The organism is Kamptonema sp. UHCC 0994 (genome assembly GCF_029167235.1).
Classification (GTDB): domain Bacteria; phylum Cyanobacteriota; class Cyanobacteriia; order Cyanobacteriales; family Microcoleaceae; genus Kamptonema.
Genome location: NZ_JARFTR010000261.1, coordinates 1 through 20607 on the forward strand (window position 1 = coordinate 1; position 20607 = coordinate 20607).

General features: G+C 42.5%; 18 protein-coding genes. 8 read left to right on the top strand and 10 right to left on the bottom strand.

Annotated elements, in window-relative coordinates; genetic code table 11:
* Positions 1-26: 26 nt before the first annotated feature.
* The 4 genes from PY364_RS23010 to PY364_RS23025 form a co-directional block, all read right to left on the bottom strand.
* Complete coding sequence (locus PY364_RS23010) at positions 27-725, bottom strand: helix-hairpin-helix domain-containing protein (protein WP_275526651.1); 699 nt, start codon at positions 723-725, stop codon at positions 27-29.
* 134 nt (positions 726-859) lie between these two features.
* Positions 860-1207 carry an NINE protein gene (locus PY364_RS23015; protein ID WP_272030200.1) on the bottom strand — a complete coding sequence of 116 codons (348 nt, stop codon included), beginning with the start codon at positions 1205-1207 and terminating at the stop codon, positions 860-862.
* A gap of 287 nt (positions 1208-1494) precedes the next feature.
* Positions 1495-1707 (bottom strand): hypothetical protein, encoded by a 213-nt coding sequence (locus tag PY364_RS23020; protein WP_275526653.1) that lies wholly within the window; start codon positions 1705-1707, stop codon positions 1495-1497.
* Positions 1708-1853: 146 nt separating this feature from the next.
* Positions 1854-3440 (bottom strand): type II CAAX endopeptidase family protein, encoded by a 1587-nt coding sequence (locus PY364_RS23025; RefSeq protein ID WP_275526655.1) that lies wholly within the window; start codon positions 3438-3440, stop codon positions 1854-1856.
* A gap of 301 nt (positions 3441-3741) precedes the next feature.
* Between PY364_RS23025 and PY364_RS23030 the strand changes: the two genes are divergently transcribed.
* Positions 3742-5088 (top strand): histidine phosphatase family protein, encoded by a 1347-nt coding sequence (locus PY364_RS23030; protein WP_275526684.1) that lies wholly within the window; start codon positions 3742-3744, stop codon positions 5086-5088.
* A gap of 216 nt (positions 5089-5304) precedes the next feature.
* Complete coding sequence (locus tag PY364_RS23035) at positions 5305-6588, top strand: dihydroorotase (RefSeq protein WP_275526657.1); 1284 nt, start codon at positions 5305-5307, stop codon at positions 6586-6588.
* A 128-nt stretch (positions 6589-6716) separates the two neighbouring features.
* Here the strand turns inward: PY364_RS23035 and lepB are convergent, their stop codons facing one another.
* Positions 6717-7331 (bottom strand): signal peptidase I, encoded by a 615-nt coding sequence (lepB, locus tag PY364_RS23040; protein ID WP_275526659.1) that lies wholly within the window; start codon positions 7329-7331, stop codon positions 6717-6719.
* 224 nt (positions 7332-7555) lie between these two features.
* Here lepB and PY364_RS23045 point away from each other — a divergent pair, with 224 nt between their 5' ends.
* Entirely contained in the window at positions 7556-8890 is a 1335-nt protein-coding gene (locus PY364_RS23045; protein ID WP_275526661.1) for a dihydroorotase, read from the top strand.
* Positions 8891-9087: 197 nt separating this feature from the next.
* On the opposite strand, the gene tsaE is transcribed toward PY364_RS23045, so the two are convergent.
* Positions 9088-9537 carry a tRNA (adenosine(37)-N6)-threonylcarbamoyltransferase complex ATPase subunit type 1 TsaE gene (gene tsaE, locus PY364_RS23050; RefSeq protein WP_275526663.1) on the bottom strand — a complete coding sequence of 150 codons (450 nt, stop codon included), beginning with the start codon at positions 9535-9537 and terminating at the stop codon, positions 9088-9090.
* Between the two features lie 83 nt (positions 9538-9620).
* Positions 9621-11021 (bottom strand): gluconeogenesis factor YvcK family protein, encoded by a 1401-nt coding sequence (locus PY364_RS23055; RefSeq protein ID WP_275526665.1) that lies wholly within the window; start codon positions 11019-11021, stop codon positions 9621-9623.
* Between the two features lie 325 nt (positions 11022-11346).
* Between PY364_RS23055 and PY364_RS23060 the strand changes: the two genes are divergently transcribed.
* From PY364_RS23060 to PY364_RS23080, 5 genes are all read left to right on the top strand, one after another.
* A complete protein-coding gene (locus PY364_RS23060) occupies positions 11347-12132 on the top strand; it encodes an ABC transporter ATP-binding protein (RefSeq protein ID WP_275526667.1) in 786 nt (261 codons plus the stop codon).
* Between the two features lie 57 nt (positions 12133-12189).
* A complete protein-coding gene (locus PY364_RS23065) occupies positions 12190-13629 on the top strand; it encodes an MlaD family protein (protein ID WP_275526669.1) in 1440 nt (479 codons plus the stop codon).
* A gap of 52 nt (positions 13630-13681) precedes the next feature.
* Positions 13682-14263 (top strand): Uma2 family endonuclease, encoded by a 582-nt coding sequence (locus tag PY364_RS23070; RefSeq protein WP_275526671.1) that lies wholly within the window; start codon positions 13682-13684, stop codon positions 14261-14263.
* Positions 14264-14349: 86 nt separating this feature from the next.
* Positions 14350-15048: a Uma2 family endonuclease gene (locus PY364_RS23075; RefSeq protein ID WP_275526673.1), complete on the top strand. Its 699-nt coding sequence runs from the start codon at positions 14350-14352 to the stop codon at positions 15046-15048.
* A gap of 340 nt (positions 15049-15388) precedes the next feature.
* Entirely contained in the window at positions 15389-18823 is a 3435-nt protein-coding gene (locus PY364_RS23080; protein WP_275526676.1) for a CmcI family methyltransferase, read from the top strand.
* A 76-nt stretch (positions 18824-18899) separates the two neighbouring features.
* On the opposite strand, the gene PY364_RS23085 is transcribed toward PY364_RS23080, so the two are convergent.
* From PY364_RS23085 to PY364_RS23095, 3 genes are all read right to left on the bottom strand, one after another.
* Positions 18900-19112: a hypothetical protein gene (locus tag PY364_RS23085; protein WP_275526678.1), complete on the bottom strand. Its 213-nt coding sequence runs from the start codon at positions 19110-19112 to the stop codon at positions 18900-18902.
* Positions 19113-19190: 78 nt separating this feature from the next.
* Positions 19191-19454: a hypothetical protein gene (locus PY364_RS23090; RefSeq protein WP_275526680.1), complete on the bottom strand. Its 264-nt coding sequence runs from the start codon at positions 19452-19454 to the stop codon at positions 19191-19193.
* A gap of 68 nt (positions 19455-19522) precedes the next feature.
* Positions 19523-20125, bottom strand: coding sequence for a hypothetical protein (locus tag PY364_RS23095; RefSeq protein ID WP_275526682.1), 603 nt, complete (start codon positions 20123-20125; stop codon positions 19523-19525).
* Between the last annotated feature and the right edge of the window lie 482 nt (positions 20126-20607).

Here is a 20607-nt window from a genome sequence, read left to right on the forward strand (position 1 = left end):
CCGCCGGGACGGCGGCGTTACGTTTTCTACAGAATTTGGCGATAGGAATGAAAAGGTATTCCCGTCCGCCGCTTGACATCAATTACTGATCTATATTCGCCTTTGCGCCGCCTTTCTTCAAAGATTTTTTTGGCAACTGCTGGTTCAATACCGCACTCAATTAGTTCTTGTCCTGAAAGTATATTTAAGCGCTTCCAAGTTAAATGGACTTCTTTTTTGTAATCATAGCTGAATGTCACCATTGGGGCGATCCGTTTCACCTGAATCTCTGGAATTCCGGCGATTTCTGACAGTTCCTCTAAATGGGTAAAAATATATCCTTCATTCTGCAATGATTCTATGTCGTTGGCGTAGACAATCGGTAATCCCAAAACGTTGACAAGATCGTTTTTGCAACAATCATTAATATCTATTTTGCCGCGAATATTGGCAATTAATGTTGCAGTATCAGCATCTTCGGGAATGAGTAAACCTCTGGGAGAAGTCTTGATCAGATAGCGCTTTTTCAAGGAGAAGGCAGTGACAATTTGAGCCAGCCAGATTATCGCTGATAAATTAGTTGAAGATAATGCTAATGCTGCGATCGTAATAGCTACACCACCAGCCACCCAACTAGGAGTATTAGATTTTTGACCTGCATAGGCAATTGCTAATCCTCCGAAACCTGGGAAGAAAGACCACCAAACCCACTTCGGCACTTGCTGAAACAAGGAATCTTGCGACACTTTCACTCCACCTTTAACAACTTTTAGTTTTATAGCAACCGCCAAGACGGTTAGGACACTCGATCGTAGCTGAAACCATCGATTCTATTTCCCTCTTACCCTCTTACCCTCTTACCCTAGCCCCTAGCCCCTTCTTACAAATCTTTCAAAAGTTTTTGGCGTTTCTCTTCATATTCTTCTGCTGTGATCGCACCCATATCATAAAGTTTTTTCAGGTCTGCTAAAGCACCAGTTACATCTTTGGCCGATCTCAATGAGTTCCCACCCCCTGGCAAGCTTCCGCCGTTATATTTAGCTTGAAATGCTTGATCTGACATCAAAACTAAGCCGATAAAGTCAAAAAATGCGATGATTGCTGGGATGAATGTCCAACAAAAAAGCAAGTACAATACTCCGGCAAAGTTGTACCCTAAATAAAATTTATGAATCCCTATTCCCCCTAAAAAGAAAGTTAGTAAAATCGCTACACTTTTATCTTTCATCGTTTTTACCTCTTGCCTCACATTTTAACATTCAAGCTAGGTAACATTAAGTAGGTAGACGCAAATAAACCTTGCTGTGTAACAGGATGTAAAGTTGGGATCGCCCCTGCGATTGCTTCGTTTCACTCGCAATGACATATATACATATTTTCCCACTCATCTACTTACTGATTTTAGTTGGGACTATCCCATTTTTGCAAATATATGTATAGGCGCAAAGGATTCCGGCAGTAAATCTTTGACGATCGCCAATAAATTATTGACGGGAATGCTTCACCCTTACTACTTTAACGTTTCTTGCTTCTGGCTAGTTTTGACATCAAAAAATATATTAAAACTATACCAGCTTGAGCTTCAAGCAGCACCAAGTAGCCTTTCAAGAAATAATTGAGGTCGCTGGCCGAGTTTAAAGAGAATACTAGAATGCCTAATGTTGCGTATGGCAACAGACGCATCCAAGTGGATTTTCCTTCAAACTTGCGACTATCTACATTACTCATGGTTTTGCTGCCTCATCCTTACTAAAATTTACACAAAAATTAGCAAGAGGTCAAGTTGCTGAACAGTTGCAGCTACACTTTTAGCATAGGTTTTTCGGAAAAAACGCAAAAGTTTACATTTATTCCCTTAGTCTAACTCTTGTGATTCAATTTGTGCCGCTACCCAAGATAAATAAGCTGAGGAGAGTGCCGCTGTTCCACAGGCTGTGAAGTAACATGGGAGCTAGGAGGTTGCGCGATCGCGTATAGACGAACCCCAAAATTATGCCCAAAGTTGCCAATGGTAGAACTTCCGAAGCATTCAAGTGTGCGATCGCGAACACGAATCCGCTAAGGGCGATCGCCCCCCAAACAGGCAAGTAGCGGGTCAGAGAAGGCAGCAGAAACCCTCGAAAGATGATTTCCTCAAAAATTGGGGCCGCGATCGATGCCGTCGCGAAAAACACTGCTAAAGCTATCCCGTCTTTACTTTCCAATGCGATCGGTAAAATCGGATTACTCCCACCTTTTCCCTGCCATATTTGCTGATTAATTAGGGATACCAAAATCACTAAAGGCAAGGCGACAAAATAGCCTCCCAATCCCCACAAAAACCAACTTCCTCCTAGTTTAACCCGAAACCACCCTTCAGGTAAGGGCAAAAATGGTTTGATACAGAGGAAAAGTACCGAAATTCCTCCAGTGGCTAACAATACATAATTAGCAAGAATATAAAAAGCCTTAGTGCGGGCATCAAAGGTAGTAGGATTAAGCTGAAGGAATGCTAAGGCTAGGGGTACTAACAAAGGGATTAAGATTTGCCCAACAAAGAAAAAGCCGAAAACAAGAACTTCCCAAATAGTTTCCCCATCCCAAGGGGTATCCCAAGCTAAATTTCCATTGCGTAAAAGAATTGGGCCAGAAGCAGAATTAGCTGGATCTAACTGTTTTCGAGAAACTAACCATTGAATCCCCAAAAATACCAGTAACCCGATACCGATTAAAAATCCTAACCCTGGAATACCAGTTACAATTGCTAATTTTCCTACAGCTTGTTCGGCGATAAATTGCTCAGATGCTTGTAGCGATCGCAACTCCTCAAAACGTTCCTGCAATTGATATAATTGACTCAGCGCCCTGTAGCGGAACCAGCCATCTAAATGCTTTTGAATCTGCGGCTGTGCATTCGGCAATAATTGAGCCGGGTTACTCCACAATGCTAATAAAACTTTAGCAGTTTTCGCTGACTCATCGGCAGAATTCTTGTCATTTTCTCCCTTGATTACATCTTCCCAAGTTGCGATCGCAGTATCCGTTCTTCCATCCTGTACCTGTAATAATCCCAATCTTACGCCAAGTTCAGCACTCAATCGCTTTAAGCCATTGATTTCAGTTGGCAATTGTTGGCGGTTAACTGGCTTTAATTCTGGATTAGCTAACTCCTGTAATTTCTTTTCCAGACTGGTTTTAGCAGATTGTTGAGCTTCTTGATATTGCTTCAAAGCTGCTTTGAATGGTTCATCGCCGACGAGAGTTGTCCGGGCAGCAGTTAGATTAGAACTAGAGCTATTTTCTCCTTGCCATTCGGCAGCGTGGAGTAGTAAGTTGGTCTGGTATAGTTCAAGTCGGCTTTGAATTTGTGGCTGATTCCAGCTTTGGAGTAAGGATAGGCCGACAAGGGCGATCGCCCCTACGGTTAAAATTACTAAGATCAACCGTTTCACTGTTTCTAAAATCGACCGCTTTTCTGTCATCGGATTCTCCAGCTTGCCTCTGTTAACCGTATTTCAGCATAAAATCTGCCTGAATATACCTAAGTTACGGAAAAATTATCTGTTTTAAAGGCTTGACAAGGGGCTTTTCTAGGCTGTATAATCCTTGAATCTTCAGGCTTTGTCGGCAAACTCTAGTTCTAGTAAATATTAACGTTACAACTCCCCAACTGTCCCCAACGCAGTATAAAATACTGATGACCCTTCATCGGCTGGCAGTTTCCAAAATTGCCCAGTTCGAGCAGTAAGGGCTTTTGCCCTTAATTTTCTTGGAGGATGAACCCTGAGTACCCGCGTAATCCTAGTCCGTCACGGCCAAAGCACCTTCAACAAAGAGCGCCGCATCCAAGGCCGCCTCGATAAATCTGTATTGACAGAAAAAGGCTGCACCGCCGCCGCTCAAGTAGGTGCTATTCTCAATGGTCTGAGCTTTGACAGCGCCTATTGCAGCCCCCTGCAACGAGCCAAACAAACAGCAGAAATCATCCTCTCCTGCTTTCAAACCCCACCCCCTTTGCAGGCGACAGAGCAAATCATGGAAATAGATTTGCCCCTCTGGGCAGGGATGTTACGCCAAGATGTACTAGAAAAATTCCCAGAAGACTACCGCTGCTGGCAAGAGCAACCAGACAAATTTTCGATGGTGGTGTCATCAAATGAAGGACAAATCGAAAACTTTCCCGTATTAACAGTCTTTGAAAGTGCTCGTCGATTTTGGCAAGATGTTCTACCCCGCCACAACGGAGGCACAATTTTAGTAGTAGCTCATAATGGCATTAACCGCGCTTTAATCGGTACTGCCTTGGGCATTCCTCCTGCTTACTACCATTCCATCCAACAATCTAACTGCGGTATAACTGTCCTGAATTTTGCACCATTAGTAGGTTCTGAAGGTCAGCTAGGTGCAGTTCAGTTAGAATCAATGAATCTCACTTCTCATGTTGGGGAAATTTTTCCCAAACCAAGAGAAAGCCATCGCGGGCCGCGTTTATTGTTGGTGCGTCACGGCGAAACTGACTGGAATAAAGCTGGCAAATTTCAAGGACAAATTGATGTTCCTCTCAATGAAAATGGTAGAGAACAATCACGGCGGTCTGCTGAGTTTCTGAAAGAGGTTAAGCTAGATTTTGCTATTAGTAGTTCAATGCTACGGCCGAAGGAAACTGCTGAGATTATTCTGCAACATCACCCAGAGATTGAATTGCAGCTAAATAATGAACTCAGGGAAATTAGTCATGGACTTTGGGAAGGAAAATTTGAAAGTGAAATTGAGCAATCCTATCCCGGCCTTCTAGATGAATGGAAAACTAGCCCGGAAAATGTGCAAATGCCAGAGGGTGAAAATTTACAACAAGTTTGGGAAAGAGCGATTGCAGCTTGGCAAGAAATAGTTGCATCGGCTTCTGGGACTGGGATTGTTGTCGCTCACGATGCTATTAATAAGGCTATTCTGTGTCATTTATTTGGCTTAGAACCGAAGGATTTCTGGAAGTTTAAACAGGGAAATGGTGCTGTCAGTGTCATTGATTATCCTAATGGCTCAGACGGTCTGCCTGTGTTGCAAGCGATGAATATTACTACTCATTTAGCCGCAGGAGTCCTTGACAAAACGGCCGCAGGAGCTCTTTAGAATTAAAAGTTTATTGGGTGGGCGATTGAAATCGCGGCTACACAACCAAAGTCCGCCTACGCGGACTGTAGAAAGAATTTGTAACCCGCGTAGGCGGGTTTCGTCTGTGTAGATGCGGTTTCAACCGCCGTAATGATAAACTAACTAACTAACTAACAACTAACAACTAACAACTAACAACTAATAACTAATAACTAATAACTAACAATTACTATTATGAATGGTGAACTGCTTCAACAAGTGCGAGTGTTAGATCCCGTTTCTGGAACAGATCGGATCGCGGATGTTCTAATCGAAAACGGTGATATTAAAGCAGTTCAGGAAAGTATTTCTGACTGGCCGCCAGATACTCAAGTACGGGAATGCCAAGGTCTAATTCTAGGGCCTGGATTGGTGGATATTTACAGCCACAGCGGGGAACCGGGGTTTGAGGAACGGGAAACTCTGGAATCTCTAATGGAAGCAGCGGCGGCGGGTGGTTTTACCCGATTGGCGATTTTACCGACAACGACACCGCCGTTAGATCATCCTGGGGGTTTGGCACTCCTGAAGTCTAAAGTCCCAAATCCCAAAGCTAAAATCCAATTCTGGGGTGCTCTCACTTTGGGTTTAGAAGGACAACAGATGGCGGAGTTAGCAGATTTGGCAAATGTGGGGATAATTGGATTTTCGGACGGTTTACCGCTGTCTAATCTGGCTCTGGTGAGACGTTTATTGGAATATGTGAAGCCTTTTGAGTTGCCTGTGGCTTTTTGGCCGTGCGATCGCAAGTTGGCGGGAAATGGGGCGGCGCGTGAGGGAGTGCAGTCAATTACTTTGGGTTTGCCAGGAAATCCCGCGATCGCAGAAACTTCGGCTTTAGCAGCTTTATTGGAATTAGTCGAGGCTACGGGTACTCCTGTCCATATAATGCGCGTTTCTTGCGATCGCAGCGTCGAACTGATTAAAACAGCTAAAAAACGAGGCTTACCCGTCACTGCGAGTACAACTTGGATGCACTTATTGCTGAATACCGATGCGATCGCTGGGATGGGAGAGCGGGGGAGATTTTCGTTCCCTTATGACCCAAGTTTGCGCTTAGAACCGCCTTTAGGTAATCCTAACGACCAATTAGCGTTAATTCAAGGAGTCAAAGAGGGAGTGATCGATGCGATCGCGATCGATCATAGTCCCTACACTTACGAAGAAAAAACCGTTGCTTTTGCAGATACTCCCCCAGGGGCGATCGGTTTAGAATTAGCCTTATCTTTACTGTGGCAAGGATTAGTTGAAACAGGCAAATTGTCAGCCTTAGAACTGTGGCAAGTTTTAAGTACAGGGCCATCCCTTTGTATCCGACAAACTCCCATCACCGCACTACCAGGAATGTCGGCAGAATTAACTTTGTTTAACCCTCAACAGAGTTGGAAAGTCGAACAGCAAACCCTGAAATCCCTCTCTGTAAATACGCCTTGGCTAGGTCAACAGCTTATCGGTAAAGTTGTGAAAACATGGAATTAATACAGGACTTACGCACAGTCTACGTAACGCCGCCATCTTGGCGGTCAAGTCACCGCCAAGATGGCGGCGTTACAGATGATTTTGCGTAAGTCCTACTTAACAATTAACAGTCAACTGTTAACAATTAACTACTTAGTTTTACTAGGATATAAAGGATCTGGATTTACATATCCAGCGCGATTAGGAGGCCAAAAACGAACAACAGCACGGCCTATGATATTGCCACTAGGGACAAAACCCCAGTAATGGCTGTCACAGCTAGCATTCCTATTGTCGCCAAGCACCAAGTAAGAATTTTTGGGTACGATCGCAGGCCCATAGGGATAATGCGGGATTTCTTCAATATACTTTTCCTGAATAGGCTGATTATTGATGTAAACCTTTCCCTCCTTAACCTCCACTTGCTCTCCAGGTAAGCCGATTACTCGCTTAATATAAGCATCTTTCAACGGCGGTGGCTGTCCCGTACACAGACTCGCAGAGTCGGGAGGCATGAATACCACAATATCTCCCCGTTCCGGCTCTTGGAAGCGGTAGCTCAACTTATCTATAATCAGGCGATCGTTAATCTGCAACGTTGGCAGCATCGAGCCTGTAGGAATATAGCGAGCTTCAGCAACTAAGGTGCGGATGCCAAAGGCCAAGACTGCTGCTAAGCCAATCGTCTTGAGTCCTTCTATCCAGGGATTTTCGCGGTCTTGAGAGGAATTATCGTCTGCTGCTGGCTTGTCTAGACGAGGCATAAGCTTTTAATGACTGGACTGGGTACAAATTATAACAGAATGGCATGAAAACCCCCTGAACTAAAGTTCAGAGACGAAAAACCCTAGCAGGAAGTTTTAACCCTCCACTCAAAAATTCTATTGCTATTTGTATGTGAATACTATAAATTATAACAGTCAAGGGTTAACAATTAACAGTTAACTGTTAACTGTTAGCCGTTAACAATTAACTTTAGCTCAAAATTATGGCAACACCGTCAAGCCTGCTTATTCGCCACGCTCGTATCCTTTTGCCTAACGGTGAGTTGATGACGGGCGATGTACAGATACGCGATGGAGATATAGTCCAAGTCGCCTCTGAAATCTCTAGCCTTGATGGAGATGCTAATGACAGAGAAATAGACGCAAATGGTTTAACTTTATTGCCAGGAGTTATTGACCCGCAAGTACACTTCCGCGAACCAGGATTAGAGCACAAAGAAGATTTATTTACAGCTAGTTGTGCTTGCGCTAAGGGTGGGGTGACATCTTTTCTGGAAATGCCAAATACGCGACCCCTGACTACTACTCAAGCTGCTTTAGATGATAAGCTCAGACGAGCCTCTGAAAAGTGTTTAGTTAATTATGGTTTTTTTATCGGCGCAACTGCGGAAAATTTGCCCGATCTACTAGATGCTCATCCGACACCAGGGATTAAGATTTTTATGGGTTCGATGCACGGCCCGTTGTTGGTGGGTGGAGAAGAGAAGTTAGAGGCAATTTTTAGTAATGGCAATCGCTTAATTGCCGTTCATGCTGAAGACCAAGCTAGAATTGAACAACGGCGGCAGGAATTTGCAGGAAGTATAGATCCTGCTATCCACTCACAAATTCAGGACAATGAAGCGGCTTTATTGGCGACTAAGTTGGCTTTAAAATTATCGCAGAAATATCAACGACGGCTACATATACTGCATTTATCGACTGGGGAAGAAGCAGAGTTATTGCGTCAGGATAAACCGAGTTGGGTAACGGCCGAAGTTACGCCGCAACACTTGTTGTTAAATACAAGTGCCTATCAGCAAATTGGGACATTGGCTCAGATGAATCCACCTTTGCGATCGCCGCAAGATAATCAAATTCTCTGGCAAGCTTTACTGGATGGTGTAATTGATTTTATCGCCACCGATCACGCGCCACATACTTTAGAAGAAAAAGCTAAAGTTTATCCAAATACGCCTTCAGGAATGCCGGGAGTTGAGACTTCTTTGCCTTTAATGCTAACGCAAGCTGTGGAGGGAAAATGTACAGTTGCTCAAGTTGCTAACTGGATGTCTGCGGCTGTAGCTAAGGCTTATAAGATTCCGAATAAGGGTGCGATCGCGGCTGGTTATGATGCGGATTTAGTATTGGTAGACTTGGAGAATTATCGCCCTGTTTTGCGGGAAGAATTATTGACAAAGTGTGGTTGGAGTCCCTTTGAAGGATGGAATTTGACTGGATGGCCGATCGTGACGATCGTGGGAGGTCAAGTAGTTTATGAACAAGGAAAGTTGAATACAAATGTTAGAGGAAAGGCCTTGACATTCGATCCAGATTAATATTGAAGAAGGGGCTAGGGGAATAAGGGAATAGACACGACTTACGCACGATTCCGTAACGCCGCCTTCTAGGCGGTTTCTTTACCGCCAGGATGGCGGCGTTACGCATAGTTTTGCGTAAGTCCTAATAGAATGAAGGGTGGAAGCAATGAGGGAGTGTCTTAAACCACGAAAGCCGTTGCTATAAATAAAAAATCTCAAATCTCCAATTTGAAATCCGATAATTCTCCAGTACCAACTATTTCAACTTGTCGCCCCTCATCTTGATAAGTCAAACAAACCCGCAAGTAATTATCAGGTTTATATTGTAACCTTTCTGCCCATTCAATAGCAACAATTCCCAGAGGCATTTCTATCCCTTCCCAATAAGTTTCTAAGTTTAATGCCTGTACTTCCCTTATTTCTAATCTATACAAATCTAAGTGATAAAGAGGAACGCGACCATCTAAATACTCATTAATCAGGGTGAAAGTAGGACTATCAATTGAGTCTTTAATTCCCAATCCTTCACCAATTCCTTGAACTAGGCTAGTTTTGCCAGCACCTAAATCTCCTTCTAATAAAATTACGCTACCTGGGGGGAGCGATCTCCCCAATGCCACCCCTAAAAAGCGAGTCGCTTCAGCATTTGGCAGAGAGATTTTCATATTCCAATACTCCGATAATAGTTATGCAGTACAGAGAAATTCTCTATGTTTCTAACTCAAAATTCAACACAGTCCAAGTGTCCTTAATTATTTTGAGCCTTGCTGTACCATCGCAACAAGATTCTTGCTAACCGCTGAGAATTGTGACGCACCAAACCAGTTTTCTCATCTTCATCCATAACATTAGTGAAAACGATTCTCCGTCCTAATCTCGTAATTTCCTCGCGGTCTAAAATAACTGGATTGCAGCCTTCTAGAGAGTAGCGGATTATGGCTTTTGCAGAGGGAACTTTGCGCTGTACTACCACTGCATCAAATAGCTGTTGACCGCAGGCGTTATCAATAGCGCGGATATGATCGGCGACAGTATATCCTTGAGTTTCGCCCGGTTGGGTCATAATGTTGCACACATAAATGCGGGGAACTTGGCGAGAGGCGATCGCCTCTGCGATTTCAGATACTAAAAGATTCGGAATTACACTCGTGTAGAGACTACCAGGGCCAATAATAATATAATCAGCTTCTTTAATTGCTTGTAAAGCTCTAGGTAGTGCGGGCGGATTAGCCGGAGTGCAGCCAATTTTGAGAATTTTACCGTTAGCTTCTGTAATGCTGGATTCGCCATCAATTCTGCGGCCGTCGGCTAATTCCGCCCACAGATGAACGTCGCTGAGAGTAGCAGGGAGTACCTGTCCTCTAACGGCTAACACTTTAGAACTAGCTGCGATCGCCTGTTCCAAATCTCCAGCAATATCGCTCATCGCTGTTAAAAATAAATTCCCAAAACTGTGACCAACTAAACCGTCACCGGCCCGAAACCGATATTGAAACAATTCAGTTAATAACTTTTCTTCATCTGCCAAAGCTGCTAAACAGTTGCGAATATCTCCCGGTGGCAAAACCCCAATTTCCCGCCGCAATCGCCCAGAGGAACCGCCGTCATCTGCTACGGTGACGATCGCTGTAATATTAGCGCTGTAATCTTTAAGCCCTCTCAACAAAGTAGAAAGACCCGTACCACCACCGATCGCCACAATCTTCGGCCCTCGATGTAAGCGACGGTGATTGAGGAGGCGATCGACCAATTCCTCGTCCCCTTCTGGCATCAACACGCTTGTAATCGAGTTCAAGCTACGATTTTGACCCCAAAGGATGAAAAGAATACCCCCGATGAGCATTAGTGGGCCGGAGATATAATTGGGCACAACGGCCGTAATCCATCCCAAAAAGTGTTTGAGGAACTGAAGGGTGTAAAAAATAGGAGTCATTCCAGTCCAAATCGCTAGACCCAAACTGGTAAGGATTACGCCTCCTGCACTTAAAAGCAGCCAGCGTTTCACCAAAAGTCCAGGGGCTAACCATTTAAACCACTGGTAGACGCGCCCAACACGGTATGAGCGACTGGAACGATCGGGATGCAGAGCAAAGGTCTGTTTTGCTCTAACAAGGGCGCGGAGAGCTTTAGGAAGCGAACTAATTGACATGATTCATTAGTCTCAGAGGTGTGAGAACAGCTTGAGCTGACAAATTTACCATACAGGACGTTTGGATTTCGGGCAGGCTAAAGGGGGAGATGGGGAGGATGGGGAGCAGGGGAGCAGGGGAGCAGGGGAGTAGGGGAGTAGGGGAGCAGGGGAGCAGGGGAGATGGGAGATATTGCTTATTCTTAGTCTGTGCGTAAGTCCTAAATCTCTTAAAACTCAAAACTTTCTAGTCGGCGATCGCTAAATCAGCGATCGCGCTATAAACTGAGGATTAAGGACTAGATCGAGTCTGGGGACTGGCAACAGAATAATTTCTTAACATCCTATGGCTGAACCGTTGATCGAACTGAAGGGAATTAGTAAGTCCTTTGGCAAGAATGTGGTTTTGGATCGAGTGGATCTAACGATTTATCGAGGCGAAGCTTTGGCTGCGATCGGCCCTTCGGGTACTGGGAAGTCAACAATCCTACGCATTATTGCAGGTTTGCTAGCACCGGATGCGGGTGAAGTTTTTGTCCAAGGACAGCGGCGTAAGGGATGGGTAGATGATGTGGCCGATCCGATTGGTATTGGGATGGTGTTTCAACAGGCGGCTTTGTTTGATTCACTGAGTGTGGAGGAAAATGTTGGTTTTCTGCTTTACCAACACTCGAAATTACCGCGCCACAGGATTCGAGAATTGGTGGATGAAAAGCTGGAGATGGTTGGTTTGCCAGGAATTGGCGATCGCTACCCGGCTCAGCTATCGGGTGGGATGCGAAAACGGGTGAGTTTTGCTCGTGCGATTATGGCTAATCCTGATAATTCTAGGGATACTCCAGAGGTTTTGCTGTACGATGAGCCGACGGCGGGTTTAGATCCGATCGCTTCAACGATGATTGAGGATTTAATCCGTGACTTGCAGGCGGCTCAGGGAGGGTGCAGCACCTATGTGATGGTGACTCACCAAGATAGCACTATCCGCCGTACTGCTGACCGCATTTTGTTTCTCTATCAAGGTAAGGTGCAATGGGAGGGAACTGTGAGCGATATTAATAGGACTGATAATTTGCTGGTGCGGCAATTTTTTAGCGGTAGTGTGGCGGGGCCAATTCAAGCTGTTAATGGTTAACGGTTAATGGTTAACTGTTAACGGTTAATTGTTAACTGTTAACAAGGGTGGTTTAAGATGCGATCGCGAACGGTTCGAGAAGGCTCGGTTGGTTTTTTGATTCTGTTAGGACTCGGTTTGTTTGGGGGTCTAGTCCTCTGGCTGCGGGGATTACAGTTGGGAAACCGTAGCTATCATGTATTGGTTGAATTCCCAAATGTTCAGGGAATGCAGGTGGGGACACCGGTACGCTACAGAGGGGTGAGCGTTGGTAAAATTAGTGCGCTTAAACCGGGTTCAAATGGGGTTGAGGTGGTGCTAGAAATTGCTCCGGCGGATTTAGTAATTTCGCGGGATGTGCTAATTGAGGCGAATAAGTCTGGTTTGATTGGGGAAGCTGCGGTTGATATTACGCCTTTGTCGCTTTTGCCAGATTCCGCGATCGCGGCTAATCCTTTGAGTAGCAATTGCCCAAATACGATTATTTGCAATAATTCGCGGTTGAAAGGTAATGCAGGGGCGAGTTTGGAGGAACTGATTCGTTCAGCTTTGCACTTTACTAATCTCTACAATGACCCGGAGTTATTTGCTAATATTAAATCGATTTCAAAAAATACGGCGGTAGCCGCTCAGGATGCGGTTAAACTAACTCGCGATCTGTCTAGTTTAACTCAGTCTGCTAAAGTTGAATTGGGGAATTTGAGTCAGTCTATTAAGGTGGAAATAGATAGTTTAAATCAGTTGGCAAGGCAAGAATTGGGGAGTTTAAATCAGTCTGTCAATGGAAATTTAGGACAGATTTCTGCTGAAATTGGAAAGGTTTCGGCAACGGGGGATGCTTCGCTCAGGGCGATAACTGGTGCTACGATTGAGTCGGCAAATTCTGTCAAGCAAGCAGCAAATCAGATTAATTTAACTGCAAGTCAGGCTAATGCTTTGCTAGCAACTAATCGTGCTACTCTTGTGACAACCTTGAATAATGTTAATCAAGCGAGTGAAGAATTACGAGTAGCTGTAAGCAGTTTAAGTCCTGTTGTTAACAGAATTGAACAGGGGCAATTAATCAATAATTTGGAAGTTTTATCGGCGAATGCAGCTCAAGCTTCGGTGAATTTGCGGGATTTATCAACTGCTGTGAATAATCCTACAAATTTGCTGGTGTTACAACAAACTCTGGATTCGGCTCGTGTTACTTTTGTGAATATGCAGAAGATTACCTCTGATTTGAATGAGTTGACTGGCGATCCAGCTTTTCGCGATAATATTCGCAGGCTAATTAAGGGATTGGGGAGTTTACTGGGTTCGACTCAGCAGTTGCAACAGCAAGCTCAGGTAGCTCAGGTTTTGGTTCCTTTTTCAGAGGCGGTAACAACTAGCCCCGCAGTTGTAAATTCTCCTGTGCTTTCAGAGTTTCCGCAGTTTAATAAGCAGCCTAAGTTGATGGTTATTCCTTCTCAAACAGCAAAGGTAAAACAATCTCCTGTTCCTGAAATTAATTCCCAAATGGTTTATCCTTAAAGTAACCTGATGATTCGGATAATTTACAAATATTAAATAAGGAGCGATCGCGATGACAGCAACATTACAAGACAGATTAAATGAGCCATTGCTATTTCCAGGGTTAAGTTGGGAGCAATTCAAGACTTTAGAACCACTACTGGATATTCCAGGTGTTAGGTTGTCGTTTTTAGATGGAGTGCTGGAGATTCAGAAAATGCCTGGAAGAAAACACGAAACAGTTAAGGGGCGTATTGGTGCTTTGGTTGAAGCTTACTTGCTAAAAGCAGGTGTCGATTACACTCCTACGGAGTCTGTAACTTTAGAAAATGAATCGGGACTGGTGAAGCGTGAAGCAGATAAGTCTTATGAATTAGGTGCTGATAAAATACGTCCAGATTTAGCGATTGAAGTAGTAGTAACAAGTGGGGGTATAGATAAACTGGAAGCTTATAAACGTCTGAAAATCTCTGAAGTTTGGTTTTGGGAAAAAAGCCGATTATCTTTGTATGCGCTAAGAGAGTCAGGATACGAACAGATTACCAGTTCCCAATTGCTTCCAGAACTTGATATTAGCTTGCTCGTTCGGTGTGTTAATATGCCTATTCATGTTGAGGCGATTCGCGAGTTCAATAGTGGGTTATCATCGAAGTAGTCAGTTATTAATGTAGCATCTTTGAGTAGTTGTTGGTGACAACATAAAGGTTTATAATATAGCTATAAATTACAGGAAGCACGACCATGAGCGCAGTCGTTCCCACTCTTAAAACTTCGGAAATTATCTATCCTAGCTCTGATGGAGAACCAGTGGCAGAATCTTACGATCATTTCTATGTAATTTCAGTGACTTTAGAAGTCTTAAAACAATATCTCTCAAATCGCCAAGCTACGGTTTTAGCTAACCAATTTTTATATTATGCTCAAGGTTTCCCAAAGTTGCGGGTAGCGCCGGATGTGATGGTAATTTTTGATGTGGAACCAGGGGGCAGAGATAATTACAAAACCTGGGAAGAAGGACAGGTTCCGAAGGTGATTTTTGAAATGACTTCAAAGAGCACTAGGAATGAGGATAAATTTACCAAAAAAGACTTGTACGAGAGGTTGGAAGTTCAGGAGTATTGGTTGTTTGACCCCAGGGGAGAATGGATTGCAGAAAAATTGCAGGGGTATCGACTGCGGGGTGATACCTATGAATTAATTACGGATAATCGGAGTGAACCTTTGAAATTGCGTTTGGCGATTGAGGGTAAACTTATTGGCTTTTATCGGGAAGATAATGGGGAGAAATTATTGATTCCTGATGAATTGGCTTCAGCTTTAAATGCTGAACGCCAGCGGGCTGAGGCGGAACGCCAGCGGGCGGAAGCAGAAAGTCAACGGGCTACTGAACTCGAATCGTTGCTAGAACGTTATCGAGAGCAATTTGGAGAATTACCATAGGATAGCACTGGTAGATTGTGGTTAAAAAAGAAAAGCTATCGCTCTTCTTTTTTAGCTAGTTGATTAAATACTTGACAAATAACTAAATTTGTGTTTTGGCTTAATTGTTAAGGTCAAAATTTTAAATTGGTGAGGCGCGATCGCTTTTGGTGCGGAGTTGGGCAGTATAGGAATAGGTGCTTTGTTAGTACCTAGTTGGTAGCGATCGCATGGTATTGTGAATGGAAGGCTTAGGGAAAAAATATAATAAAGCCCGTGAAATGCCGCGATCGCCGATCAAGCTGTTGGTCAGGTAAAAAGAAAAGTTTAGTTAGGTAAAAGCAATTCAGGAAAGTTAATTATGCTAAATAAAGCAGAACAAGACGTTATAACTGGGTTTCATAAATTTTACTACGACCGGGGGCAAGAGGGCGGCACTTGGCAAAATACTCGTTGGATGGGAGTGCCAATTCTTAAATGTCCATTTGACCTATGGATCTACCAAGAAATTATTTTTGAAATTAAGCCTGAAATAATTATTGAATGCGGAACATTTAATGGAGGCAGTGCTTTATTTTTAGCCCATCTCTGCGACATCATCCGATATGGCGAAATTGTAAGTATTGATATTGAAGAACGCAGCGGGCGACCTGAACATTCTCGGATATCTTACTGGATCGGCTCATCAGTTTCTGAACAAATCATAGAACGGGTCAGGCAAAAAGTATCCGGTCTAAGTCCCGTTTTGGTTATTTTGGATTCTGACCACAGTGCTAATCATGTGATTCAAGAATTACGCCTTTATAGCCCCTTGGTCACGCCGGGAAGTTATGTTATTGTTGAAGATACGAATATTAATGGTCATCCTGTTTTTCCAGATTTTGGTTCGGGTCCAATGGAAGCCGTACAAGCGTTTCTGAGTGAAAATTCTTCTTTCTCCCTATCTACAGATTGCGAAAAATTTTATTTCACGTTTAACCCATCTGGATACTTGAAAAAAAGCCTTAGTTCTGAAAGTGTTAACCAATTAAGCAAAGCCAATCTAGAGCTTTTTCCAAAATCTGAGACGGTGCGTGTAGATTTAGGATGTGGCGATCGCAAACCTGAGAATTTTGTAGGAGTAGATGTATGTCCTGGTTTAGGAGTAGACATTGTTGCCGATCTTAATCAGCGATTTCCCTTTCCAGATAACAGTGTCGATGAAATTAGAGCCTACGACACTATAGAACATTTGGTAGATAGAATTCATACAATGAATGAAATTTGGAGAATTTGTAAGCCTGGAGCAAAAGTTGATATTCTAGTTCCTTCTACTGACGGTCGAGGTGCTTTTCAAGATCCTACTCATGTCAGCTTTTGGAATATCAATTCTTTTCTTTACTATTGTATAGATTTTCCCAATTATATAGGGCTTTGTAGAAAATATGGATTTAAGGGTGCATTTAAAGCTGTCCGGTTAGAAGATGAAGAATCGTCACATAACGTCATTCACGTTAAAGCTGAATTAGTTGTAATTAAAGATAAACATGAGTTTAAAGCGAACCCAATACTGGAAGAAAAACCAGACCTCGATCCATTTTTTATAGCAGTTAATAAATGTATAGAACAGTATGAAAATAACTCAAAGGAATCTGATGTAATAACAGATATCCGTCAATATCGAAGACAGATTGCTGACAGATGGCTTAATGTATTACCAGATCAGCTTGAAAGAAATTATCTAGGAGCCTTGGGTGAAGTACATCGTTCCCTGACCAAGAGTACGTTAAAGAAGGAACCCATAACACAGGAAGAAAAAGCTTTCATAGATGCTTTATCGACACAAATTAGTAAAGGATTGAATGAGTCAGAGGTTGTCCATTACCTGTTAGCAGCAATGCTGTACAGTCGTGCTGATAATTTACCGTTATCGCACAGCCTTTCTCCTATCCCCCAGTGGTTTATAAATGACTATTTAAAATTTCTACTTAATTATGTGCCCTACTTTCAGAAAATAGGAGAAGCAGATAATTACTATCACTATATACGAGAATGGGTGGATTATATACACTCATCTATTTTTTCTAATCTAGATTCCTTATTTTGGAAAAATGTGGCTATGAGTTTTTTACAAGTAGCTAACTTCATTCCTCTTTATTTTAATGAAGCCAATTTGAAAAATATTTATGTAAAGCGAGCGGAGATATTACAGTATGCACTGAAGCTTAACGGGCATGAGATTGATTATCATTTTTCCTCTGTATATGCCAAGTATAGAAAAAAGCGAATAGGTATCCTGGCCTCACATTTTACCCCAGCAGCAGAAACATTTGCATCTTTACCAGTTTATGAATATCTCAGTAGAGATTTTGAAGTTATTTTATATTCTCTTACTAACACGGGACATCCATTAGAGCTATATTGTCAAAGCTGTGCTAATTCGTTTAAGCTGTTGCCTGATAATTTAACCGATCAGGTGAATTTGATTCGCAGTGACGACCTTGACATTTTATTCGTTGCCACAAATATTACAGCCGGAACCAACCAAATTTGCTTACTGTCAATCCACCGACTAGCCAGAGTTCAAGTTACCAGCGTTTCCTCAGTTGTCACAACAGGTATACGTCATATGGATTACTATATATCTGGTAAGTTGACTGATTGGTTTGAGGATGCAGAACAACACTATCAGGAGAAGTTGTTAAAACTTGATGGTTCTGCTCACTGTTTTAGTTATGGGTCTGAACAAAATACTGCTACTATTAAAGTAAGTCGGAAAATGCTTGGCATAGCTGAATCAGCAGTAGTTTTTATCGGCGGTGCTAACCTGTTTAAAATTACTCCTGAGTTGAGTAATACTTGGGCAAAAATAATAGCTGCTGTCCCCAATTCAGTTTTAGTTCTCTACCCCTTTGGTCCAAATTGGTCAAAATCTTATGCGAAAGAAGTATTTAAGACAAATCTAAATAAAACTTTTGCTCGGCAGGGTGTAGGGGTAGATAGGTTACTGATTTTAGACCCAGATCCTATACCAAATCGAGATGATATAAAGGAATACTTAAAGCTAGCGAATATATATCTTGATTCATATCCATTTTCAGGAACAACATCTGTAATTGACCCCTTGCAAGTTGGTCTACCTATAGTAGCAAGACAAGGCTCTTGCTTCCGCTCTGCGATGGGAGCAGCACTTCTACAAGAACTTGCAATGCCTGATTTAGTTGTCAGTAGTGAAGAGTCCTATATTGAAATAGCGATCGCACTTGGTACAAATCGAGAATTACGCCAGCAAAAAAGTGAGCATATCGAGGAAAAAATGCTTAGCAAACCAAGATTTTTAGACAGTCGTTCTTACTCTGCTCAAATGGGAACCTTATTCCACGAACTAATCCAAAAATATCATGTAGATGAGCTTAGAAACTACCTGCGATTAAAAGATATTAACCTAATTATTTTCCCAGATTGGAGCCAATCAGAAGAATTAATATGTCAGGATTTAGGGAGGACGATCAGAGCGATTGCAACTCACCCAGACAAAAATAAGATGACTTTGTTGGTAGACAGCAGCAACATTTCTGAGGAAGATGCTAATCTAGCCTTATCCTGCGTGGCAATGAATCTTTTGATGGAAGAGGATTTAGACGTTTCCGAAGGCCCAGAAATTACACTTCTGGGACACTTGAGCGAAATTCAGCGGGAAATTCTCATTTCTCACCTTCACGCTCGGATTGTATTGGAAAATGAGAATAAAGATGCGATCGCTCAAGTAAAAGCAGAGAATATAGCCTTATTTGAATTAGACAGGTTAAAAATATAAAATTCAATCCTCTGTTTCCAGTGAAATCGCATCTACTTCCGCTTCCAACTGCTCCAATTATTCATCAGAGTATGCTTTAGTCAAGCTCTTTCGTACCCTCTGATGTGACTGGGTACTTATACTTATTTAAGCGGTAGGTTAGAGGACTGCGGCGGTTGTGTTCTTCCACCATCGCGATCAACTCATCAAGTGATAAAGTTAAAGCATCTATCTTGCGGATGGTTTCACGCCAATTAGCAACATTTCGCGCTCTTGTCTCTGCATCAGGAATTTTTAGTTGGTTATTCATGGCAAGTTCCAAATCCTTTTAGTTTCTTGAGTGCTTGCTTCTACAGCATCGGCTGTTGCTGATGCCTCATTGATGGTTTCATCTAATAAATCTAGCATAGCAGTAGGAGCTGTCGGTTGAGCCTCCGAGATTACCAACGCTAAACGAATGCAAGCGAGAGTAAGGATTTCTTAAGCGTTCCGTACCATTTTGCAGTTGTTCTAAGTCAGGAACAGTCTCGTCCGTCTCGCCATACTCTTCAAAAAGGTTGTACTCTGCTGTTTTTGCGGCATCAATTAGTTGCACTAACTGTCGCTGCAAGTTAAAAATGGCGATTAGGATTTGAGCGGGTAGTTTTGCCATCTGGTTGATTTCTAAGCTCGTAATAATCTCAAAGAATAGTATAAGTGTTAATCCTAATAGCCTGACATTTATTCAGTTTCAATCAAGCTTCTAAGAATCCCAACTATTTTCCCTACGTTACCTAAAAAGTATTCATTTAAATCAATGGTGATAGTTTGATCTTCGAGTTGCATAAATTTCCAGAGGCTACCAGTTGTGATGACTCCATAAATTTTTTGAATTTCATTTCCTTTTTGATGGTTAAATAACTGAGCGGCAATCATTTCTGCCATACATTGACCTAAGCCTGTTTCTATATTGTCATTTTTTGCTTCTACTAGAGCAATAACTGGTGCTTCTATGATTAGCTGCTCTGGCGATTTGCTAATCAGAAAATCGCAAAATCCGTTTAAGCCTTTTTGGGAATCTACAGTAAAGTCTTTGCCAGAAAATAGACCAATTTGATTGGAAAATTGTTTTCTTAGCTCAATTAGTATTGGCATGACAATCAGTTCAGAACGAGATTTTTCTGAGTTAATTGCTAAAGCTAGTGGAATATTATAATCTAGGGTTTCCGATAAAAAATTGCTGTAGCTTGCTTCGGGAATATTTGCAAATATTCCTACTTTTTCCGATAGCCGTATTCCAAACGATGACTTGATTTGTTCGATAGTAAACTGGCTATAAGGCATTTAGGCAATTTCGTAAAAACTTTGACTTATAAAATATAACACACGCAATTAATTAGTTCTACTGGTCATTAGTATCAACTTAAGGTCAAAGCTTCAATCCGGCAGGGGTTTCAACCCCTGTCTCAAAGCTTAAGTCCTCTGAAGAGGACTGAAGAAATGGCATTAAACTCATGAGTCCTCTTTAGAGGACTTTAGCTATTAGACAGGGGTTTTAACCCCTGGCACACTTTCAGGCTTAAGTTGACACCTATGAGATAAAGCCTAAGTCCCTACTCTAGCTTAACTTTTGAGAAGTCCTATTAAAAGCGGGATTAAGTCCAAGCCTTACAGATGTAGCAGAACGTTTAGGGGTACATAGGGCTTGCTGAAGCAGTGGTTCAAGTAAACACTGTATGGATTTTTGGACGAAGAAAGGTAGTAATGGTGCAAGAAAAACAGGTATAATCACTCAAAACCCGTGCATCACCATTTGCGATCGTGTA

Coding starts and splice junctions, on each gene's coding strand:
- PY364_RS23065 (WP_275526669.1), top strand. CDS start 12,190: ATGCGATCGCGAACGGTTCGAGAAGGCTCGGTTGGTTTTTTGATTCTG.
- PY364_RS23025 (WP_275526655.1), bottom strand. CDS start 3,440: ATGACAGAAAAGCGGTCGATTTTAGAAACAGTGAAACGGTTGATCTTA.
- PY364_RS23090 (WP_275526680.1), bottom strand. CDS start 19,454: ATGGCAAAACTACCCGCTCAAATCCTAATCGCCATTTTTAACTTGCAG.
- PY364_RS23070 (WP_275526671.1), top strand. CDS start 13,682: ATGACAGCAACATTACAAGACAGATTAAATGAGCCATTGCTATTTCCA.
- PY364_RS23085 (WP_275526678.1), bottom strand. CDS start 19,112: ATGAATAACCAACTAAAAATTCCTGATGCAGAGACAAGAGCGCGAAAT.
- PY364_RS23075 (WP_275526673.1), top strand. CDS start 14,350: ATGAGCGCAGTCGTTCCCACTCTTAAAACTTCGGAAATTATCTATCCT.
- PY364_RS23035 (WP_275526657.1), top strand. CDS start 5,305: ATGAATGGTGAACTGCTTCAACAAGTGCGAGTGTTAGATCCCGTTTCT.
- lepB (WP_275526659.1), bottom strand. CDS start 7,331: ATGCCTCGTCTAGACAAGCCAGCAGCAGACGATAATTCCTCTCAAGAC.
- PY364_RS23060 (WP_275526667.1), top strand. CDS start 11,347: ATGGCTGAACCGTTGATCGAACTGAAGGGAATTAGTAAGTCCTTTGGC.
- PY364_RS23055 (WP_275526665.1), bottom strand. CDS start 11,021: ATGTCAATTAGTTCGCTTCCTAAAGCTCTCCGCGCCCTTGTTAGAGCA.
- tsaE (WP_275526663.1), bottom strand. CDS start 9,537: ATGAAAATCTCTCTGCCAAATGCTGAAGCGACTCGCTTTTTAGGGGTG.
- PY364_RS23020 (WP_275526653.1), bottom strand. CDS start 1,707: ATGAGTAATGTAGATAGTCGCAAGTTTGAAGGAAAATCCACTTGGATG.
- PY364_RS23045 (WP_275526661.1), top strand. CDS start 7,556: ATGGCAACACCGTCAAGCCTGCTTATTCGCCACGCTCGTATCCTTTTG.
- PY364_RS23015 (WP_272030200.1), bottom strand. CDS start 1,207: ATGAAAGATAAAAGTGTAGCGATTTTACTAACTTTCTTTTTAGGGGGA.
- PY364_RS23095 (WP_275526682.1), bottom strand. CDS start 20,125: ATGCCTTATAGCCAGTTTACTATCGAACAAATCAAGTCATCGTTTGGA.
- PY364_RS23080 (WP_275526676.1), top strand. CDS start 15,389: ATGCTAAATAAAGCAGAACAAGACGTTATAACTGGGTTTCATAAATTT.